This window comes from Sphingobacterium ginsenosidimutans, from assembly GCF_039536865.1.
GTDB lineage: Bacteria > Bacteroidota > Bacteroidia > Sphingobacteriales > Sphingobacteriaceae > Sphingobacterium > Sphingobacterium detergens.
On sequence record NZ_BAAAZK010000010.1, the window covers coordinates 11,163 to 34,193 of the forward strand.

Below are 23,031 nucleotides of genomic sequence, written 5' to 3' on the forward strand. Positions count from 1 at the left end.
AATGCAATCGTTTGTGTGAATTACGCAATCGATTTCGTTTATGTCGGGGTATTCGATCTAGATTAATTATTCCTAGTATTGTTCTATACTATCAATTATTGCCGCCCACAAGCAGCGAACTTTTTATTTGCCGAAACGAACGTTATAAGCCGTTGTGTGCCAATTTTTAAATTTAAGCCTAAGACAAAAATCGAATGAGAAGACTATTTTGTTTTTTATTTCTTTTTCCGATTTTCCAGAAAACCCAAGCACATACTTGGCTCGACTGGAGAGCTCAAAAAGACACCTCCGAGATAAGCGAGGTTGATCAACAGCTTTTACGGGGAAGACTTAAGACATTGCTCAAAAAACAAGGTGTGAGGGATAGCCTCAATACGAGCAATATTGAAACGCTACCTCTTGTAAGCATTACCCAAATGCTAAAAGGACAGATTGCTGGACTCTACGTTCAAGAAGCAACTGGCGAACCTGGAGCTCCTAAAAACATGGTGCTTAGAGGTCTTGGAAGTCCCCTTTTTGAAACCAAAGATGCTGTCAACGTTCAACCGACAGTTTATGTCAATGGTGTACCAATTGCCCGGGATAATAATTTTACCTACTCAATTCAGCAATATCAATTTAATAGAATAGGTCCAGCGACGGATAATTTTGCCGGAATTGACCTATCTGTTGTTGAGTCAATTGAGGTAATTAAGGATCCGATCGTGCTGGCTAAGTTGGGGCCACTTGCAGCAAATGGCGCAATTTGGATCTTGACCAAGCCCGGAAAGGAGGGGAGAAGAGAAATTAGTTTTGATGCTTATGTTGGTTTAGCTACAAAACCTACTGTGACACCTGTAAACGCACAGTATGAAAACTTATTCCGCTCTACTTTTTACAATAAATATGGCACACCAGGAGACCGTTTGAATTATCCCGGCTATCTCAGTGATTCAACCAATGTAAATTATTATGGTCCAGCAAATTGGAATGAAGAATACTACAAAGTAACACCGATTTACGGCGGGAATTTGGGTATTCGAGGAGGTGGTGACCGCGCGAATTTCGCATTTATGGGCGGCTATATGAAAAATGCGAGCTCTGCAGATAAGACCAATATTGAACGGTATAACGCATTGTTCAATGTAAATATGGCCCCATTTAAGTGGTTCAACTTTGGGACAACTGTTAACGCTAGCAGAAGCCTCCGTGATCGGAATAGAAGTTTAAGAGACCGCTTTGGAGAAGCAGCCTATGTTCCGGATTTGTCCATTCCAATCTCGCCGAATAAGGAGATGTATGGTCAATATCTAGATATTTATAAGAGAGCGTTGGACAATAACTCCGTCAATATGCTTAACCTGTTGGTTAATCTTGATCTTTACTTATTGCCGAACCTTAAGTTTAACACAAATCTGGGTATTGATTATTCTGAGGGGTCCAGACAGGCATTTTTTCCGGGGTCTTTGATGGAGACCAACAACTACATGTCAGGATATTTTGGATTTAATGAGCGACTAACTTTTAATAATAGCTTAAACTATAATTTTACACTGCAGCAACAACATAAATTTAATTTTATCTTGGGATCAAACTATACCCAAGATCTTTACAGGTATCATTATGCCCGTGCGTATGACGGCCCAAATGACTTTATTAAAGTCAATGTCGTTGATGGCGATCCAAATTCTGGCGATTATCTGAAACCGATTGGTGGTTTGTACGTCAACCGATGGACAAATCGGGAGGATTTTAGACTTCATTCCTTCTTTTTGTCGGGTATGTACAGCTGGAAAGACAAATTGGATGTCAATGCAGTGCTCCGTTATGATGGTTCTTCGACGATGCAACCTGATTCGCGTTGGTTGATGACTCCAGCATTTTCAGCAAAATATCATTTGATCAATCCTGAGGAACATGCACTGATGGATAATCTCAATATCAAAGCATCATGGGCCCGGATCGGAAAACCTATTTTTACAAGTAAATATGCCGTCGGTCCCAATTATACAGCTGATCTAAACTGGGGTTCTGAGAAGTCTCTTGTATCATACAATGGTTTTGCCGTTGCATCCCGTCCTTATTCTGAAGGCTGGGTTGGTTATGATATGAAATGGCCTTATACAGATCATGCTGAGATAATTCTAGATGGTTCTATGCTTGACAAGCGTCTGAATTTTGCAATTGCAGCTTACCAAAAGAAGGATGTCAATCAACTGGCAAATATGCCTATACCTGCTGAGTATGGTTATTCTGGACAAATTGTCAATGGAATGACAGTACAAAATAGAGGTATTGATCTAGATTTAAATGTTAACGTACTATCTAATCCTGAAGGATTTCAATGGAATACGGCCTTAAATCTAAATTGGAATCAAAATAAGCTTACAGCTTTGCCAAATGGCAAACAGGAGCTAAAAATTAACAATCGTTTATTGCGTGTTGGGGAAGCAGTGGATAAATTCTGGCTCTACGAAAATGAAGGAATTTATAACGCAGAAACGGAAATTCCGGTGAGAAATGGCCAAAAACTGCAATTTGATGGTGTTGATTTTGCTGCAGGAGACCCGATCTGGAAAGATCAGAATGGTGATTTTAAAATTGATGATAAAGATCGTGTACTCAAGGGAAATGCGATGCCTAAACTAGTTGGCGGATTCAACAACCAATTCAAATTTAGAGGCTTTGATCTGAATATGCAGTGGTACTTTGCGATTGGCCAGAAAGCACTTAATCAGCGCGCATCTACGAAATACGATTTTATAAATACTGAGAACACAAACTCTTTGGATGGCATTCGAGAAGTTTTTCATTGGCAACAGGACGTAGATATTACGAAATATCCAACTTATAATCCATGGAGTCCAATAGTTGCTTATCGCGTGGATCAGGATCTCTTTTTGGAAAATGCTTCTTTTCTAAAATTACGAGCACTAAATGTAGGTTATGATTTAGCTCAACTGAATTCAATTAAGGATAAAATGAAGACAATACGTCGCGCGTATGTCTATTTATCCGGTACAAATCTATTGACTATAAGCAAATTCTCAGGAACTGATCCCGAATTAATTGATTTCAATGGGTATTATACAGGATATGGTCTGCCAATGTCCCCAATTGTGACCATGGGAATCAAATTGGATTTATAACGCAAATTATTGAATGATGTTTAAGATAAAGAAATATAATCAATGGGGGAAATACCTATTACTTGCGATGGGTATCAGTGTGTTAAGCACATCCTGTAATAAAAAACTTGATATTGTTGCAGTCAACGTTGGTTCAGAAGGTAAGGAATGGGCTTCGATTTCTGATACCCGGGCACATCTTATGGGTATGTATGGTTTGATGAGAGCCGCGATGGTAGATAATTATGGGCATTGGGTCTATGGCGAAATGCGCTATGGAGACTTCAACTCTTATTCTCGTGCTGATCTTCGTGTCGTACAAGAAAATAAACTGAAATCGGCTTATCCACTAATTAAAGGATTGACAGATTGGCGGCGCTTTTATGCGGTAATTAATGCCGCGTCACTATTTATCGAACGCGCACCGGAAGTATTATCAAAAGATAGCCGCTACACCGAACGCGATTTGAAATATGATATCGCTCAAGCTCGTACGATTAGAGCATTGATGTACTTTTATATGGTGCGTATCTGGGGCGAGGTTCCTTTACTGAAGGATTCTTATGACAATGGCAGTTTTGTTGAGGTGGCTAAGGCTTCAGAGGCTACGGTATTAGCATTTGCGGAATCAGAGTTGCTAAATGCTGCACAAGATTTACCTTATGTATATGCCTTAGGTACACAGAGCTACTATGGTGAAAGTTATGGGACTTGGGTGGGTGTATTAGTCAATAAAATCACTGCTTATTCTTTGCTGGCACATATTGCAGCATGGCAAGGTAAATATATCAATGCAGATGTGTATTCCAAATTTGTCGTTGATAATTACTCAAAAACAAATTTGTCACTTATGAGTGTGCCGAATTTGGTCAATCCGACAACCGGCCTTTTCGGACCAAGTACACAGGCACAGATTCTTGCTGTCCGCGCCTCCTATGAATTAGGGGAAGCAACAAATACGGGCCATATCGAATCCTTGACCTTGGGGTATCCAATTGTGACCAAAGCCAAACCGGACATTTACGTGAACCGTGATACAATTAACAAAATTTTTGATGATGTTAATGATACCCGTTTCGGAATCGATTCTGTATCGGGACTGGTAAGGACAAATTATTTCACAAATTATAATGGTGATATTCCAATTTTCAGTAAGATCAAAGTGATTCGTAATGGTTCTGGAGATTCGGATTTCTCCATATTCGGATCCAACCTAGTATTTACTCGTCTGGAAGACATCTTTTTGCTCCAAGCCGAGGCAAAGGCAGTGCTGGGACAGAAAGATGAATCTATTAAATACCTCAATATGATTAAGGCGCAGCGCGGCTTAAAACCTTATATCAATAACTCTCCCAAGGACCTTCTGGAAGAAATCTTTTTGGAAAGACGACGCGAGTTGATGGGCGAGGGTTGGCGATGGTATGATCAGATCCGTTTGGCGAAGATTAAAAAGAACAATCCGCGATTAAATGCGCTGATTGAAAATGGAGGTATTTATTGGCCAATCTCTTCAGATGTATTGGAACGTAATTCGAAACTGGAACAAAACTCTTACTGGAAATAAGCTAACAAATAACCATGAAGAAAAGAATATGCTATGTTGGTATTTCCGTCTTGTTACTATTAATGGGACTTGCATCGTGCAAAAAAGGGAATACCTATTATGAAGATTATCAGATAAAATATACCGAGTACAATGGTACTACGCTAGAGTTTCTGGAAGAACAGGGATCAGTTTATGATTCCTTGCTATTGGTATTGGAACGTGTACCAGACCTTCGGGCGAGGTTGAAAAATCCGAAAGACACTATTACTTTCTTTGCGATGACCAATAATAGTTTTACCAATGCTATTGATGCCATGAACGCCATTCGTGCAGCCGGTAATAGACCACATTTATTTCTGGAAGATATTCCGCAACCTTTAATCGATACGTTGACCTATCATTATGCTTTTAATGGTCTCCATGATACGGAGAGCCTGAAAGATTTTGTAGAGGGTAAAGAAATACGAAGTATTGATGATTACCGGATGACCATGAAATATAAAGTGAGCTCTGCGTCGGGAATTATTGAAGGGGGACAACAGCAAATTGTATTGAGCGATATGAATAACTCAATTTTTCAACGCTATTGGCAGGAAAGTAATACTTCCGTCGTCAATATCAGAACGACAAATGGACGGTTACATATTCTGTCGCCCAGCCACAATTTTGGCTTTTCTAAACTGGCTAAATTCTTAAATAGATAATATGAACACAAAATCATATAACACGATCAAACAAGTTGTTCTATTCGGATTTGGATTGTTCGTCTTAGCATCTTGTAAAAAATATATCCCTACGGATCAGGATTCATTGGGCGAGGATGTAGTTTATAATACAACGGAATTTCAACCCGTTTTGGGGAGAAATACCTTTTATGACAATATCGTCAATATCGGACAAAATACTTCGCAGCCTTTGACCTTTAAAATTGTTAACGCTCGGGATATTGATGGGCAACCGACAACCCTATTTGATGATAAATTTCCTGTCAAGATTTGGAAAGAGGCTTATACCGGTTTTGAGAAATCAATAGCGGAAATCGAAGCGAAACGAAAAATTGAATACCGTCCGATCCTTGAAATCCTGCAGAAATCCGGGAATATCAATTTTTGGGGAGAATCGGGAAATTCCGGATTTGTCAAGGCTCAACCTGATTCTGGGTATGTTTTTGATGTCGAATTAACCAATACAGGTGGAAGACGCTATTTACGGAATTTTAAACTGAAGCCATTACGTGAACGTCCTTATGAGCCCAGTATAATTGATCCAATAACCGGTCTATCACCACTACCATATACGTTTATAACAAAGATGTCAAGCAATATGCGGGGGGACAGAACGGATCGGGCAATGTTCAATTCAGATATCAGAGTATATTTCAACAAACTGGAGAATAATGCAGCAGGGACGAAAACCCTCACGATCAGTTTCTTGGATTCATTGAACAATCCGATAGATCCCAAGAAATTCTCGGCAACGAAATGGGAGGGTTTGGTACATGGCTTTAATCATCGCTTTGAGAACAACAAAGTTGTGTATGATGTGGCTTACCCAATTCCCTTGTCAGCAATAGAAACACCTTACACAAATATAACTGGGGAGAACGCCTACATTGAATTCAAATTTCGACGCAAAGGTGATTTTGGTTTCTTGGAGGACAATTACTTTGGATTGGAGTTTTCCATTTTTGAGGAGGGTAATTGGGAAATTCAATTTCGTTTTCCTTATGAGTTACCAAAATTTGACTGATCAAGTGCCGATTAATTTAGCTTAACAATTATGAAACAATTATGCATACTAATATTCCTTTTTGCCAATGTGTTGACCAATAGCGTACTGGCGCAGACTGGTATGGTGAAGGGGACGGTAAAAGGGGCCAACAATAGACCGCTGGCGGGAGTTTCCATCAAGTTGGAAAATCCAAAGCGGGATCTTGGTAAAACAGGTGACGACGGTCGTTTTGTTGTATCTGTGCCTACCAACGGGGTAATGGTGTTTTCCTATCAAGGTTACGGAACAGTGAAACAGCCCGTTACAGCAGGAAAAACGGAGTACAGTATTTCGATGGAAAGCAAAGCGCAAGAACTGGAGGAGACGGTAGTGGTTGGTTATCAACAGCGAAAAAGAGAGACTTTAACAGGGTCAGTCGTGACAATATCCGGTAAGGAAATTCAGGATATCCCTTCAGGTAACTTTGTGGACCTTTTACAAGGTAAAGTGGCTGGTATGAATATTCAGAATAATACAGGTAGTCCAGGGATGCGTGGAACGATTGCTGTACGGGGTATTTCTAATTTTAATGTGTCTGGAAGTGGCGATAATACCTTTTTGACACCGACTTCTCCTTTGTTTGTTATTGATGGCGTGCCTATTGATGACAATTCGGGGTACGAATATGGTTTTGAAACAGCGGGACCGGGCGTTTCGCCTATCTCCATGATTCCACCAGAGGATATTGAAGACATTACGGTATTAAAAGATGCCCAGGCGACAGCTTTATATGGATCACGTGGAGCCTATGGTGTTATTCTGGTAAGAACCAAACGGGGTAATTCAAAAATTCCATTGGTACAATACCAAGGGCAGTTTTTTATGAGTGCTGTACCACAGTTACGTAAGGTAATTGGCGGAAGAGACGAACGGATGGTTCGCGTTGAACAGATCTTGATGAATGATACAACTTTAGCGGCGGCGATCAGACGGATCAACGATTCGCCCATGTTAGCAGATAGTTTAAACCCATATTATAACAACTCCACAGATTGGCAATCTTATTTCTACCGAAATACCTATAATCAGACACATAACGTCAATATCTCAGGAGGAGAGCGCGTATTCAATTATAAAGTGAATATGAATTACTATGATGAGAACGGGATTATTGCAAATACGGGTTTTAAAAGATATACGGTGCAATCCAATATGCAATATGAACCGAATGACCGTTTCCGGATGATGGCGAATGTGAATGCGAATTTAGCTCAAAATCAAATGGGAAGTGGTAATGCAGCGATGCAGACAGGGGTCGGGAAATCGGTTAATACGACCTCTCTTTATCCCGCACCATCACTCTTTTCTGGTAGTATGGGGGCCTTATCTGCACTTAATGTCGATGATCAGAATAAGACAGGAAATTATGTAGCCCAAGTCGAACTACAGTATGAGCCAATTAATGGGTTACGGGCAACTTCTACCTTTAATTATAATTATACAACTTCTACCAAGGATAGATATACGCCAGAACTTTTGCTTGGTAATAGTTCGGAAATATATGGATACTACGATAATAAGAGCAAGGTTTATAATCGAAATTTGCTTTCTTGGGTTAAAGCGATCAAAGAGAAGCATGTTATCAACCTGTATGGTTTTACGGAAATGGAGATTTCACAGTCTTCTTCCACATTAAATAAAATTAGAGGAACAGCGAATGATCAATTTCAGGCAGGTATAAGTTATAATACACGGCAAACGTTAGGTGGTTTATTGAATAACCTTACAAATTATCGTTCGATCGCCTATGCAGGTAATGCTTCCTATAATTATGATTCCAAGTATATTGTAGACCTAACGTATCGTGTAGATGGTACTTCAGTCACTGGCGGTGCTTCACCATGGACGTCTAATCCTTCTGTTGGTTTTCGCTGGAATTTTAAGAAAGAAAAGTTCATGGAAAAATTTTCGTGGTGGGATACCGGATTCTTTCGTGGTTCGGTCGGACGCACTATCCAACCTACAGGAACTTTATCTGATTTGTACGGTTGGTATAAAGTTGATGCCGGAAGGTACAATAATAGACCAACAACTTCTTTGGATTTAAAGAATGCGCCGAATACCGAGCTCGTACCTCAGACCACAACACAATGGTCACTAGGTATGGAATTAGGGTTTTTCAAGAGTGCATTATACGTGACTTACGAAACTTACTATAAACAATCAGATAAGATCTTGCGTTCAAAGGCAATTGCGAACCACAATGCCTTCGAAAATGTACTGACCAATGAAGCCGCTATGGTAAATATGGGACATGAAGTTTCCATTAATTTTAGACCGAGATTAAGAAATAGTGATTGGGATTTAAGTGGTACTGCGACTTTTGCCTTAAACCGTGATTACACAACAGCCTTGCCAGATGGCGTAAGACAATTGATTCAGCCAGATAATACATCGGGTTATAATTTACCACAGTTTTTCAGATTGGGAAGAAACCCGCTAACTTTTGTATTGTATGACTATAAAGGGGTTTACAAAACGGATGATGAGGTGCCGGTTAATCCATTGACTGGTCAGCGGTACCGTGCTGGTGGAGAGTTTTCAGCAGGGAAGTTTTTCCGTGCCGGTGATCCCATTTTCACGGATATCAATGGCGATTATATCCTGGATGAAAATGATTTGGTGTTTGTGGGCAATTCGCAACCTGCAGTGACAGGAGGTCTTTCTGTATTTACACGGTATAAAAATTGGTCCTTACGAACACAGTTTTCTTATACACTGGATCGAGACATCTTAAATACCGCGTTGACCGATCGTTTCCGTAACTATGACACCCCAACAGGAGTTATAGAAGGGAAACCAGACTATGTCCCGGGGGCTTACGTGCCATTGGATGCCTACAATGTATGGCGTCAACTTGGGGACAATGCGGATTATCCCAATGTGTCAGATTTTACGCGTTTGACTCTTTACAATCCCTATCGTTATAACTCGACCATGTTTTTGGAAGATGGATCTTATTTCAAAATCAATTCCGCAACATTGGGATATAACTTTGATAGAAAATGGATTCAGCGCTACGGTTTGACCTCGGCCAGAATTAATTTCACTGCAAATAACATCTATACCTTTAGTCGTTATGCTGGACCTGATCCCGAGTTGGTCACATCTGTTGGTCGCGATGGATCAAATGGTTATCCAAGTAAAAGGACGTATTCGTTGGGCGTGAGTGTACAATTTTAATTTGATCAAATCATGAAAAGAACATTTATATATACATTTTTGCTAGGTGCAAGTTTAAGCTTGCTCTCCTGTGGCAAAGACTTTTTGAATATTACGCAGATCGATAAATTGACGGGTAACAATTATTGGACAAGCAAAGGCGATGTGGAGCAGTATATGGGTGGAATCTATTCTACATTTAGAGAGGCAACCATGACCAATATCTTTTTTCCTGCATCAGGCGATTTGCGTTGTGCACCTACTAATCGAACAAGTGCAACTTCAGGAGCCGGACGGGATTATATCTCACTGTTAAGGCAGAATAATTTAAATAGTATTTTAACGAGAAGCGATGAAAATCAGGATAATAATTTTTCCTATTTCAGATTTCCTCGCATTACGCAATGGAATAACTTCTATAAAATGGTACAAAATGCCAATATCATTTGCTATCAGATCGATAATAAGGATATGCCCTTTCTGTCTGAAGAACAGAAAAAGGCGTATAAAGCAGAAGCGATTTTCCTAAGATCGTTGGCTTACTTCTTTATGGTGCGCTTGTACGGTGATGTCCCTTATTATACTGATGTCAATACAGATCCATTGCCCCGCACCAATATGGTTACTGTTTTAAAGAATGTTTCTGCAGATTTGGATGCTTCTTACAAAGACTTACCATGGACATATGATGATCCATCGGTTGTAGCAGTAAAGGCTATGCGGGGGAGTGCCCTGGCGCTCAATATGCATGTCAATATGTGGATAGCAGGTTTTGCAAATGAGGATAAGGCTCCTTATTATGAAAAAGTCGCTTCAATGGGACGAGAACTGATGGAAGAAAATGGTGGTGCCTATACTTTATTGAGTTTAACCCGTACAAAGGATATTTTTAAAGGCCGTACCAAGGAAGGTTTATTTGAAATTGTTCAGAATTTCAATTATGGAGAAAGTTTTCACCTTTCCGCCTCCTACTCAGATTACGTTTTACATGCGCCAAATAAGGTGACAACGAAATCGTATATCTATTACGATCCAAAATTTATGGAGAAAATGTACCCTCCTGCGGAACAAGATCTGCGTAAGACATATTGGTTTGACGATGATATTTATGCTACAAATGGCGATTTTCAATGCCTGAAATTTGCCAATGTATTTATGGAAGAAGGCGAAGACAACAACCCGGATGATAATCAGATGATCTTCCGTTATTCGGACCCGATCCTCCTTCGTGCTGAGGCATTGGCCGAATTAAATCGGGATGAAGAAGCCAGGACCGTGGTCAATGTGATTCGTAAACGTGCAGAGGCTGCTGATATTATGGAATCAGGAGATGATCTTAAAGATGCGATCTGGTGGGAACGTGTTCGCGAATTGCTCGGCGAAGGAAACTTCTATTATGATCTGGTGCGTACGAAAAAGGTTATTAATTCGGAGTATACCCCAGCTCCAATGTCGGTAGGTGCTTTTAATGGTGGCGGCTGGACATGGCCGATCGATAAATCTGCTTTGTTAAATAATCCATATATGCGCTTAAACAATTATTGGAACTAAAAGGAACGAAAGATGAAGATTTTTTTAAAAATAGGAACATTTATTTTGCTCGTGGGACTGGCGTTAAGCGCTTGCAAGAAAGAGGATTATTTGGATACAGGGGTTCACGACCCAAAATACAAGGGGACGATATGGCAATATCTTGAGAGCAGGCCGGATCTTTTTGATACCCTTACTGTTGCGCTTAAAATAGCCAAATTGGATGTGGTGTTGCAAAATGAGGAAGTTACTTTCTTTGCTCCTCCGGATCCATCCATTATGAAATCGGTGTGGTTACTCAATGAGTCGCTTTTTCGTTCTGGACAGGATTCCATCACTTCTTTTGATCAAATAAAGCCTGAAATCTGGCGTAAATACCTATCCCGGTATATTCTCAAAGGAAAGTATGTCGCAAAAGATTTCGGGCAGTTGGATACGTTGAAATTAGATTCTTATCCGGGGGGAGTATATAAAACATTTGACAATACCGAAATGAATATTGGTGTATTTTATAATGATGTCCGGGCAAATGATAATCAACTTATTAAATATGCTGGCTACAGACAATTGTATTTCAATTATCCATTTAGTATCCCGGGCTTAGAGGATTATCTGATTCCTTTTATTACAGCTCCTGTTGCCACCTCCGATATTCAGCCGACGAATGGGGTATTGCATGTTTTACAATTTTCAAAACATGCACTTGGTTTTCGGAGTGCACTATTTGCAGAGGATGTAATGGTACAGGGTATTTTACCTAAAAACTGATTTGACTGACAGATTATGAAAAGAATAATATTAGACAAAATTTGGTATGTGACGCTAGTTAGTTTGCTTGGCTTCTCTGCTTGTTCAAAAGACATTGCATTAGGTACAGATCCCTATGCTGGTGGAAAGGAGTCATTAGGCGTCGGGTTTTATACGAATTATGCCAACCCAGAAATAGCAAAACCCGGAGAGTTGGTCGATTTTTATGTGAAAGGAATTAAGCCTTATCTCGGGAAAATTAATTTTTCAGTCAATGATACAAAGGTTGAAGTCATTACCGCAAAAGATTCATTGGTCACGATAAAAGTCCCAGCAGAAATATCATCTGGGAACGCGAAAATTGAAGTCGATGGACAGGTATTTTATGGGCCTCGACTGGATATCGAGGGCAATGCTTCCTTGGATGAGAACTATGGTATGGTGAATGGTTTCCGTTTTTCAGTAAGTGATATTCTGCCAAATGCAGGGGGTTATATTGTGACAGGATCGTTTATCAATTTTGAAAATGAAGCTGTGGATAAAAAGGTGTTTCGGAATGGTATTCACTTTATTGATGCAAATGGTAAGTCGGCGACCACGATGACTTTTGGAGAAGGGACTTCAGGCGGTGGAAGTATAAATTCCGTTACGAAAATGACGGATGGTAAATTTGTCATCGGAGGACCATTCGGTACTTTTAATAAACGGCGTGTTAATAATATTGCCAAACTAAACACAGATGGAAAACTGGATACGATGATCGTGGATGTTGTTAATACAACTGATAATCCGAGAAACTCACGTGATACTGTTTCAGCATTTAATGGTGGTATCCTTGGAAATGCACCTTTAAAAGTTTTTGCGGTGTCGGACAATATGGTTGTTGCGGTAGGGAACTTTAAGGATTATTATAAAATTGATTATACCTATTCGTCCAGGGACAACAGACGGTATTTATTGACTGAGGCAAAGAATGTGATTCGGATGAAAGCAGATGGATCTTTGGATTCAACCTTCGCATTTAAAAACCAAGGTGCCAACGGAAATATTATGGACGCTGCCTTAATTGATAATGACCGTGTGGTTATTGTTGGTGCATTTACGTCCTACAATGGTAAAGCAGTTCCCGGAATTGCCTGTATTAAAAAAGATGGAACACTAGATCCTTCATTTAATCTAGGTGGCACAATAGATCGGATTTTGAAGATCACTTACAATGAACAGTTAAAGAAAATTGCCATTGCGGGTGTTTTTAAGGGGCTAGGAGCTAATGGTAAAGTTAATGGGGCTGCGATCTTAAATACGGATGGTACGGTAGATGATCAGTTTGTTTTTCAGAATGCTGATAACGGTATTCCCACCTTTGCACAGGTATTGAACAACGGCCGAGTGATCATTGATGGCACGATCGAAAGTTATAACAACGTTCGTAGGACGAATATGTTGATTCTCGAAAAAGACGGTTCTTTGCTACAGAAGTATAATAGTCAGGCCCCTTTTTCTGGGAACATCCGGAAAGTGGTGGAGACAAAATCGTCTTTGGGCTTACCAGCATTACTAATAGGAGGAAGTATCAACCAATACGGAAAGAAATCCGTAGGCAATTTTTTTCGATTGGAAGTTAAAGAATAACCTCAAAAAGAATCAGATATGAACAAGTATATCCAACTCATCAAAAAAATAATCTACTGTGCAGGCGGAGTTTTGCTTCTCGCGGCCTGTAATAAAGATTTTCCAAATCTGCTTCAGAATTTTCAAGAGGCAAAAGATAGCCCAGAGAATAGGGATAAAGTTTTAATGGTTATTGTAGATGGGCTGTCGGGGCCTGTAGTGCAATCTCTGGAACCAGCTAATCTCATCGAGATGACCCGAAACGGTATGGTTACCTATGGTAGCCTAGCAGATCCAACAACCGATTTTAAAATGACCAATGAAGCTGTTGTATCGTCATTGCTCACAGGGGTAAATGCGAATAAAAATAAAGTAACAACCAATGACTTATCGACATTGAATGTTGCTGCTTACCCAACAATATTCAGTCGGTTGAAATCTGTTCAAGGCAAACAAGTTTCTAGTCTATACACGTCATCCTCTACCTATGCTACCTATTTGGGAAAAGATGCCCATTTGGAGAAGAGTGCTACAGACGAAACGGTTTTGGCGGCTGCTAACAAAGGTCTAGCAACTGATTCTGCGGATTTAAACGTGGTTCATTTGGTGGATGTGGACAAAGCTGGAGCGAGCGCTGAATATTCAGACAAGTCGACAGCATATGTCAATGCAATAAAGAAAATGGATCAGCAAGTTCAGCAATTGGTCAATACGATTAAGGCTCGTAAATCCTATGTCAATGAAAATTGGCTGGTTATTGTGACCTCAGGTAAAGGTGGCGATTCTAAGGATCCTGTAACAGATTTTACGGCATTTGGGGATGCCAAACGCGCGACTTATACGCTGATGTATTCTCCTAAATTTGCACGTAAGATTTTACCAAGACCTAGTGCCAAAGATGTGCCTTTTGTGGGAACTGCAACGAATTACACTTACGCCGCAAATAATCAGGTTATCGGGACACTCAGTGATGCTAATAAATTTAATATGGGAACAGGATCAGACTGGACGATGACCTTGTTTTTGAAATATAATGTGCCTAACTCCACTTATTACTATCCTATATTTTTTGCAAAACGAGTAGCTGGTTTTTCAGGAGCAGGATGGAATTTCTTTTTAGAAGGACCATATTGGGGATTTAATAGTTCCATTGCGGGGCAAGCTTTTGGACCCAATATAAATGATGGGAATTGGCATGCGCTCACCGCAGTAATTAAGAGAAGCGGTGATAAAGACTCCGTTTACGTATATACTGATGGGACAAATGCAACTGCAAATGGAAGTTCCCAACAATCTGCTAATGGCAATAATTTGGATAATAATAGCCCACTTACGCTGGGATTTAATCCAGGTAATGGAAATACAGACTGTAATATTTCAATCTGTAATGTACAGATTTACAATCGTGCATTTAGCGCAGAAGAAATAAAGCGTTATGGAGGAGTGACCCACATAGACGATTCCTTTCCCTTTTGGGCTAATCTACAGGGGTATTGGCCTGGTTATAGTGATGTAAATACAAGTAAACTAACCGAAAAAACTGGCCGGGCTAACGATTTTAATCTAAAAGGACCTGTAAAATGGGTTAGCTTCAACGAAATAGTTCCATTTTTTCAACCTCCAATTGGCGAATCTTTTTTTCGTCAGGTTCCCAATGCGGTTGATGTTCCCTTTATGATTTATCAATGGTTGGGAATCTCAGTAGAAAGTGCCTGGAATCTGGATGGCAAAAGCTGGAGCCCCAACTATGTACAAATAAGAAATTAACCGATAGAATAGACCATTATGAATAAAAGATATATAGTATTTGGATTTATTGCCGGGATGATCACTTTGGTGTCTTCCTGTGGTAAAGAGGGCTTCGATTTTAAGGATGGCTATCAGCAAGGAGACGAAACAGAATCTCCCATTATGACAGATACAACCATGGGGAAGGCGGATAAAAGTTTATACCATCGTGCCCGTATCTATCCAGGCCTTGTAGGCGAAAATGTAAGACGTATTCAGGATACAACATTGTCCTTATTGATAGACCGAGAATATATCAGTGATTTTCAATACAAAGTAAGTTATACGCCATCACCAATATACAGTACTGGGTTATATGCGCCCGCAGGAGAAAATGTTCGAATTACTGTCCCTGCTGGTGTAGTTGGCCTCACAGCCCAGATTGGCGTACATACTGACAACATTACAGGTAAAGATGCTCCACGACGTGATGCTATCATCTATACCCGGAAAGAATTATTTCCAGGAAATAATTATGTCGGTAATCTGTATGGTGGTACATTATGGATTATTAGTCAAAAAACAAGACCAACTCCAGTGAACTTAAAAATATCTGGAGCGACCAAAGCCAATGATTTTGTTCTCGGAAAAATGACGGTCTCGGATTGGCAAAAGCAGGTTTTGGCCAACGATGTGCCTTGGATGGATCTTATTGGCAAAAGGACAGCATTTTCAGTTCCCCGCTCGCTTGTTGTAAAACTGATTCAATCAGGAAAGATGGATCATGTGGATGAGGCTTTGCAGCTTTGGGATGATTCGTATGAAAAAGATTATTACAATTGGATGGGGCTTTCTCCTACTGCCGCGAACCCAATAAACCGTTATCCAAGTTTGTGGGAGCGCGGAGTGATGGATATTCACCCTTCTGCCGGTTATGCCCATAGCGGAAGTCCGTGGATCATGCAGGAAGATGAGTATTGGTTGGATGAATTGACAAACCCGAATACGATAAAAAAAGGAACTTCATGGGGAACCTATCATGAGGTAGGACATAATTACCAAGCGGGATCGTCTTGGAGCTGGTCTGACTTAGGTGAAACAACAAATAACCTCTTTATTTTTAATGCGGCCCGAAATCGAGGCGAGACCAACCGGATTGATTTTCATCCGGCCTTAAAAACATCTATCCCAGGTGCGTTGAAGTTTGCTGCTTATAACGAAGTTAAGACATTTAAGCCTTTTCCTACTGGTTACGGACTTGATGCAGATGATCCATTTGCCCGCTTAACACCATTTCTGCAGATCTTTGATAAAGTGAAAGGAAAAAACGGTGAGTCGGGTTGGGATTTCTTCCCTTACATCTATAGTAAAGCAAGAAATGAAAATTTCTTCACTTCCTTGGATCAAGCGAAAAAAGACTATTTCTTCAGACAATTATGTCATTTTACAGGTAAGGATTTCCACCGTTTCTTTTTTGCCTGGGGTATCCCAATCAGTGCTGCCGCAAAACGGGAGATGCGTAATTTGTACCCGCCCATGGCAAATAAAGTTTGGGATTATAATCCCCTGACCTTTACCGGAGGAGACGATATTCTACCCACAAAGTACAGCCTTCCGAGAGCGGCTTTTGTTTATACATCGAACGTCTCTACTGCTACAGGCGAGAGTACGGGTAAAATTGATGCAATGCAAGATGGAAAATCTGATACGTATTGGCATACATGCTATTCCGGATGTAGTGTTGCAACGAATTTGCCGGTAGAAATCATGATAGATATGAAGACAATTAATGCATTCAAAGGATTTTTTATTCAGAATAGACAGAATAATACCTATGCAACAAAAGTTATTGTACGCATCAGTCAAGATAATAAGAACTGGGTGGATATGGGGACATATGACCTCGCCAAATCTTCGGAAACAACCGCACAACGAAATGTGATGCGAGAGTTCGCTTTCGATAAAATTGTGGAGGCTCAATATGTGAAATTCTCATTTCCGGAGAAAAATCTGAGTGGAGAAAACCATGTTGCGCTAGCGGAGTTAGGGGTGTTTTACGATATATAAAAGACTATGAAAAGATATTTTAATCGAATTAAAGCAGCGATATGCGCTTTGGCGATATTAACGGTTTGGGCAGGTTGTACTAAATATGAAAATCCCCCAGCTGTATATGAGGATTTAGAGCAAGGTGGTGACGGAACGGTGAAAAGAAAAGTTCTTTTTATTTCAATTGATGGTGCAGTAGGGGCTGAAATAAAGAAAATTATGCCGACAAATATTGCAGAGCTATTGAAGACAAGTAAATATACATTTGAATCTGTTGCGAATAATAACACAAAAAACGCGGCTACTTGGATGACAATGATGAGCGGCGTCTCTGCGGACATGCATGGGATAGAGGATGATTCCTATATTCCTAAACCAAATGAAAACAATCCCCATGCTACTCCAGTAGGTTACCCTTCGATTTTGTACCGTATTTCGACACTTGCTCCTACTACGAAATCCTTTGTTGTCGCCCGTGATCAGGCAATTAATACGAAATTGCTCGTAAGTGCAGATGAGACATTTGATGCCACATCCGACGAAGCTGTAAAGAAACAAGTGGTTGACGTATTGGCAAAGAAGAATCCTGGTATTGCTATTGTACAATTTAAAGATGTGCTTACAGCAGGCGAGCAATATGGCTTTTCTGCATCTCAAACTGGTTATGTTGACGCCGTAAAGAAAGTAGATGGTTACATTGGCGAGATTCTTACCGCATTGAAAGCGAGAACAAATTATAAAACTGAAGATTGGCTGGTTATTTTGACCAGTAATCATGGTGGTGTTGATAAGTCATATGGCGGCGATTCCTTTGCAGAAAGAAATACCTTCACGATATTTCAGAATAACAATTTCAAACAATTGGAGCTTAAGACCGAGATGATTAAATCGATGCGTTTTTTCGGATTCTATGATGCTGGGCAAAGTAGCTATACTTACTATAATCCAATAGCTTTTAGAGGACGGAATAATCCTGTCTTAGCGAATGAAACAATGTATGATGTTGCGAAGACTGGAGAGTTTACGGTCGATGCAAAGGTGAAAATGAATCCAACCAATGGTGCTTTCGATTATGCTTCGAATGCTCCTTTTTTAGGAAAGAATGCAGCAAGAACTGGCTCTACTTCGGGATGGGCATTCTTTAAATCGGGAAATGCGTTAACCTTCTTTTTGGCAGATGGCAGTACAAATGTACAGCCTGGAATGGGACCGGTATCCTCTGCAGGTGAATGGACACATATTGCTGCAGTTGTCTCCACGATTAATAATGTTCCTACAGTTAAGGTATATGTGAATGGTTTGAAGACGGGGGAGGCGAGTAGTGCAACACTCAACCTGAGTAAAGCCCTATCGACGACAGGATTGACTTTTGGGTATTTTCCTTATATATTTTCGGGCCGCCCTGTTGATATGCAGTTATGCGATGTACATATTTACAACAAGGCATTGGATGAGGCTGCGGTTAAGAAGAATGCGACTCGTGTTGGTATTCCTGATGCAGAGTTTGCTGGTTCTGGTCTGATTGGTTATTGGCCGATGGAAAGCTTGGTCAACAATAAATTTATGAATAAGATTACTGGTAATCCTGATATAGAAGCACAGGGATCTTCGAGAACCGTGTTGAGTGGTAACAATCTTCCTTATGTGGATCCAAATGCGATTTTGATTCAGCCTGAAGATATGTTCACTCAAATTTTCTATTGGTTGGAAATTCAAACACAACGTACTTGGAATCTTCAAGGACAAGTGTTCCTAAATAAATATGAAGTAGAGTTCTTAAAGCCTTAATTAATTAGCCAACTGAAATGAAAAGAATACCTAAAATGAATCTACGGCGCAGTTTTCTCTTTGCAGGTTTGCTGCTTTCATTCTATGCCTGTAAGGAAGAAGAACTGGTTTTCCCTAAACAGGAAGGTCAAGAGGTAATTGTAACTGAAACGCGCCCTACAGCGAAGCCAACAAATTTGACCTTGGTCTCTGCCTTTAATCAAAATGTAGAGATTCACTGGCCAGCTTTAAGTGACCGTGTCGTAAAGGCACAAATCAAATATAAAGATGGATCCGAAAAGGTTGTGGATGTAACAAAATTTACCGATCCAGTGGTTATTCATTTAAATGAACTTAAATCTTATGATTTTCTTTTACAGTATTTTACCGCTGATGGAACACCTTCTAAAGTAACAAAAACAGTTCTGACACCACGACCGTTTGAAGCAGATTTTAAAATGAGTAATCTCTCAGTAAATCCTATTCCCGGTGGTGTTGAATTTATTTTTCCAAAAACTTCAGACCGTGAAATACCGGGAAATATTTCCTATGTGCTTAATGGAAAAATAATGAATCACTCTTTTAAATCAAATCTTACAGATACTGTGCGAGTAGGGGACTTGGTGGATGATACAAAAAAGATTGATTTTGCATTAAGTTTAAACGATGAACTTTGGAAGAGAAATTTGAATGCGCAAAAACAGTTAGCTCCTGGGATGCTGGTATATAAAATGATATTGCCGTCATTAACTTCTTCTATGGATGGTAATAATGCTATTCTTCAATGGAAAAATGCTACAGGTGATCCGATTGACATAAAGTGTACATACGTTGGAAATAGTGGACAGAAAACTGTTACAGTGACAAAAAATACAGATTCAAATGGATCTTTGAAAATTGATGTTGGTGGAAAGCCAGGGGTTTTGAAAGTTGTGGTATCAAGTGAGGGGGGATCATCCCCTGAACAATCATTGTTGCTTTATGCTCCGATTGCTAAAAACCTGTGGTCCGCAACGGTATCATCTATTGAAACTAATGAAGGAGAGGCAAATGGAAAAGGTTCTTCCTTAATTGATGGTGATATTAATACCTACTGGCATTCAACGTGGTCTTCGGGTAATTTCAATTATCCACACTGGTTTATTATAAATTTTGGAAAAGTGGAGAATTTTTCAAAGTTTGGGATGATCCGTAGACACAATAATACAACAGGTGGATTTAAGACCTTTAATGTTGAGGTTTCTGTTGATGGGACAAATTGGACCATGGTTGGAAAAGATTTGACATTTAATTCTGCAGAAGCGACAGCAACGTGGCAGGATTATATCATTACACCTATAAGAGTACAATATGTTCGGATCACAATGACAGCGCCTTTCACTGCAGGAGCGACAAGCACCCATCTCGCAGAGTTCCGCGCATTCGATTTGTAATTTATCGTACTTTCCACAAGTAAGCCCGTGTTGAATTTAATCTCTTTTAGGAATAATTCAACACAGGCTTATTTAAATACCTCTCTATAATAAACAACCTTACCAGATTCCGTGATACCTTGGATAGTTATACAAAATCCCTTTGCTCGACTATTATTAAAAAAGGTAAAAAGTCCTGATGTATTTCCGGCTTCGATCGTGGCAAAGGCATTCCAATATAACGTTGGTCGATAATCCTTGGGACTATTAAACTTCTGTGCAGTAGTTTCGTAGGTCACATTGGTATATTGTGTAATCGGCATATACCCCATAAGGGTCTGCTCATCCACTGCCTTGCCAATCTCACGGTCGACTTCATCTGCTGAGGACTGAAACAGAAGAATCGCTGGCTGATTATTTGCCTGCGGTAAACTCGCATAGTATTTTACCATGGGAAAGTTAGCAGCGTCTTCAAAGAGCCCACTATCACCAATATTGGATTCAAAATTAGTAAAGCTCTGCTCTATTCCATTGATATAGATTTTGGCGTTTCTTTGCGGGTTATAACTTTTGAGTTGTTTCCGTATATAATCGCTAATATCATAGGACCGTTTAATCACATTGCTGTCAAGTGCCGGATATATTATTGCATCGGGCTTTATGTTGGTCGGAACATCTGCCATATAAAATCTTTTTTGGACGCGCTCTTGCTCTCTTTGCAATCGACTTCTGTGGACGACAACAGTTGCCAGCCTGCGCTGTCCCTTTGCGTCAACAGTGAAATTTGGGGCAAAGCTTTCAAGTTGGATTAAATCTGTCGTTTTATAATCTCTTTGTGGTAGGCTGTCAGCGATATAAACCGGACGTCGGAACTGCTGCGGATTTGCAAAAGTATAATGGACAGAAAACGGCTCAAATTTTAACCGACGATAGATTTGGCTAAATTTGGTTTCTACGGAATCAAAAATGATCAAGTTGGGAATACTAAATCTGCCCAGAGAATCAAAACCAATTTCTTGGTATTTCATGCGTGATGAGCCAAAATCCTGATAACCGAAAGAAGCTCCTCGGTCAACGCCCTTGGATTTTTCCTCTTTCTTCAATAGGTTTCGGTAGCTTTCATAAAACTTAGTCCATCTGTCTTTTGGCATTATTATCTGGCCTTTTAAAACAAGTAATGTATCTTTATAGAATTGCTTATCGCTATAGCAGATTTCTCGGAGCCAGTTCACACTCTGAATATAACCGTCTCTATTCTTGCTTTTGTTCCAGTAAACTTGAGGTGCGATTAAATTGTCTGAGGCTAATGGTTTAAGGTATAGATCAGTCAATATACTTTCGTTGCTATCTATTGGAACATCAATATCCGTGACTGAAATTGATAATTTTGCAGACTCTTTTAATGGAAGCTGTAATTGGAGCCTATTCCCAGATTTTTCACCTTCACCCCGTTGTAAAGAAACCTCTGGCTTGAGCAGGATTTGTTCTTGTCCAATGATGGCCGCTCGCAAAGAAAGTAATTGACCTGAAGTATCGTTGACTTTAACTTGTAAAAGTCCATATTCCAAACTGTTATTCTGAAGCGGAATATTAATTTTTTTCCCCTTAATCAGGTGCACTTGTTCTTTGAAAAGAAAACGTTGTTGCAAGCTGGCTTCAATACCTATAGATTGTGAATCGATATTGGTCTGTAATTGGATGACGGTTTGATCATTCTCCCTTATCAGGCTAGCTTTACTGCCTAATTTCGGCGCTGGTAAGCTGTTTTTTCGAATGTTTCCATCCACAGCGGTCCATTCGATGAAATAGTTAGTAGCTAAATTCGGGGTAAAATAAATCATGGCAAGTCCTGCCCCGTCAGTCTGGAAATCACCTAAAAACTTACCCTGATCATCTGTCAGGCTACCTTTGGCCATGGACGGGATTCCATTGTTGTCCGTACATTTGATTGTAAGCTGATTCGAAATGTCACTTAATAATAAACCTCCTTCAGGATAAAGAAATAGATTGTAGTGCTTTTCTTTTTTAGGAACATCAGATCGTTGGTCTGAAATAGGTTTTCCCAGTTGCAGTATGCCGATTTTCTTAAAGTATGGGCGGCCTTGTGGACAATTCGGATCATTTGTATAGGCATTGATAAATAACTCGTCTCCCTGATAAGTTGGTGGAATAACAAAATGACTTGCTGTAATACCTTGCGAAACCATTGCTACGGCCTGCTGGAATTCTTTACCCTGTCCATCTGCCCATTTGAGGTAGAGGTTAAATACATTTTTCGAAAGAAGACCTTCTTCCAAAATGTAACCTTTAAACCATACCGTATCGCCAGGAAAATAGTAATCTCTGTCTGTATGCAGGTAAATACTGTTGCTTTGTGCGTGGCTGAAGTTTATTTGTATGAATAGAAGGAACAAGATAATGTATCTCATGATCATAATTTATAAATGGTTTTCGCTTAGGGTTATTTTATAGCATTTACAATACTAAAAAGTATTGTTCCGTTTAAGGTACGGAAATTAATTTTCTATTAAAAAATAAATATAAATCAATCGATTGCATTGTTTTTGGTGAAAAATGGGGCAGCGAAAATGTGTGACGACTT

Annotated in this window: 13 protein-coding genes; 12 read left to right on the forward strand and 1 reads right to left on the reverse strand. The window is 39.8% G+C overall.

Features of this window, described 5'->3' with window-relative positions; all coding sequences use genetic code 11:
• The first annotated feature begins 194 nt into the window (after positions 1-194).
• The 12 genes from ABFX33_RS25085 to ABFX33_RS25140 are packed head-to-tail and all read left to right on the forward strand — an operon-like array spanning position 195 to position 20,450.
• Complete coding sequence (locus tag ABFX33_RS25085; RefSeq protein WP_346088978.1) at positions 195-3,128, forward strand: SusC/RagA family TonB-linked outer membrane protein; 2,934 nt, start codon at positions 195-197, stop codon at positions 3,126-3,128.
• Positions 3,129-3,141: 13 nt separating this feature from the next.
• Complete coding sequence (locus tag ABFX33_RS25090; protein ID WP_346088979.1) at positions 3,142-4,671, forward strand: RagB/SusD family nutrient uptake outer membrane protein; 1,530 nt, start codon at positions 3,142-3,144, stop codon at positions 4,669-4,671.
• A gap of 14 nt (positions 4,672-4,685) precedes the next feature.
• Entirely contained in the window at positions 4,686-5,357 is a 672-nt protein-coding gene (locus ABFX33_RS25095) for a hypothetical protein (RefSeq protein ID WP_346088980.1), read from the forward strand.
• Between the two features lies 1 nt (position 5,358).
• Positions 5,359-6,402 (forward strand): DUF5007 domain-containing protein, encoded by a 1,044-nt coding sequence (locus ABFX33_RS25100; protein ID WP_346088982.1) that lies wholly within the window; start codon positions 5,359-5,361, stop codon positions 6,400-6,402.
• Positions 6,403-6,432: 30 nt separating this feature from the next.
• On the forward strand, positions 6,433-9,606 hold the full coding sequence (locus ABFX33_RS25105; protein ID WP_346088984.1) for a SusC/RagA family TonB-linked outer membrane protein: 3,174 nt from the start codon (positions 6,433-6,435) through the stop codon (positions 9,604-9,606).
• A 12-nt stretch (positions 9,607-9,618) separates the two neighbouring features.
• The gene (locus ABFX33_RS25110; RefSeq protein ID WP_346088986.1) at positions 9,619-11,136 is read left to right on the forward strand and encodes a RagB/SusD family nutrient uptake outer membrane protein; all 1,518 of its coding nucleotides are present in this window, start codon (positions 9,619-9,621) and stop codon (positions 11,134-11,136) included.
• 12 nt (positions 11,137-11,148) lie between these two features.
• Positions 11,149-11,883, forward strand: a complete 735-nt coding sequence (locus tag ABFX33_RS25115) for a hypothetical protein (protein ID WP_346088987.1) — start codon at positions 11,149-11,151, stop codon at positions 11,881-11,883.
• Between the two features lie 15 nt (positions 11,884-11,898).
• On the forward strand, positions 11,899-13,494 hold the full coding sequence (locus ABFX33_RS25120; RefSeq protein WP_346088989.1) for a DUF5008 domain-containing protein: 1,596 nt from the start codon (positions 11,899-11,901) through the stop codon (positions 13,492-13,494).
• Between the two features lie 18 nt (positions 13,495-13,512).
• Positions 13,513-15,240 (forward strand): LamG-like jellyroll fold domain-containing protein, encoded by a 1,728-nt coding sequence (locus tag ABFX33_RS25125; RefSeq protein ID WP_346088991.1) that lies wholly within the window; start codon positions 13,513-13,515, stop codon positions 15,238-15,240.
• Positions 15,241-15,258: 18 nt separating this feature from the next.
• Positions 15,259-17,268, forward strand: coding sequence for a M60 family metallopeptidase (locus ABFX33_RS25130; RefSeq protein ID WP_346088993.1), 2,010 nt, complete (start codon positions 15,259-15,261; stop codon positions 17,266-17,268).
• A gap of 6 nt (positions 17,269-17,274) precedes the next feature.
• Entirely contained in the window at positions 17,275-19,038 is a 1,764-nt protein-coding gene (locus tag ABFX33_RS25135; RefSeq protein WP_346088995.1) for a LamG-like jellyroll fold domain-containing protein, read from the forward strand.
• 17 nt (positions 19,039-19,055) lie between these two features.
• Complete coding sequence (locus tag ABFX33_RS25140) at positions 19,056-20,450, forward strand: discoidin domain-containing protein (protein ID WP_346088996.1); 1,395 nt, start codon at positions 19,056-19,058, stop codon at positions 20,448-20,450.
• A 68-nt stretch (positions 20,451-20,518) separates the two neighbouring features.
• On the opposite strand, the gene ABFX33_RS25145 is transcribed toward ABFX33_RS25140, so the two are convergent.
• The gene (locus ABFX33_RS25145; protein WP_346088998.1) at positions 20,519-22,858 is read right to left on the reverse strand and encodes a hypothetical protein; all 2,340 of its coding nucleotides are present in this window, start codon (positions 22,856-22,858) and stop codon (positions 20,519-20,521) included.
• Positions 22,859-23,031 lie beyond the last annotated feature (173 nt).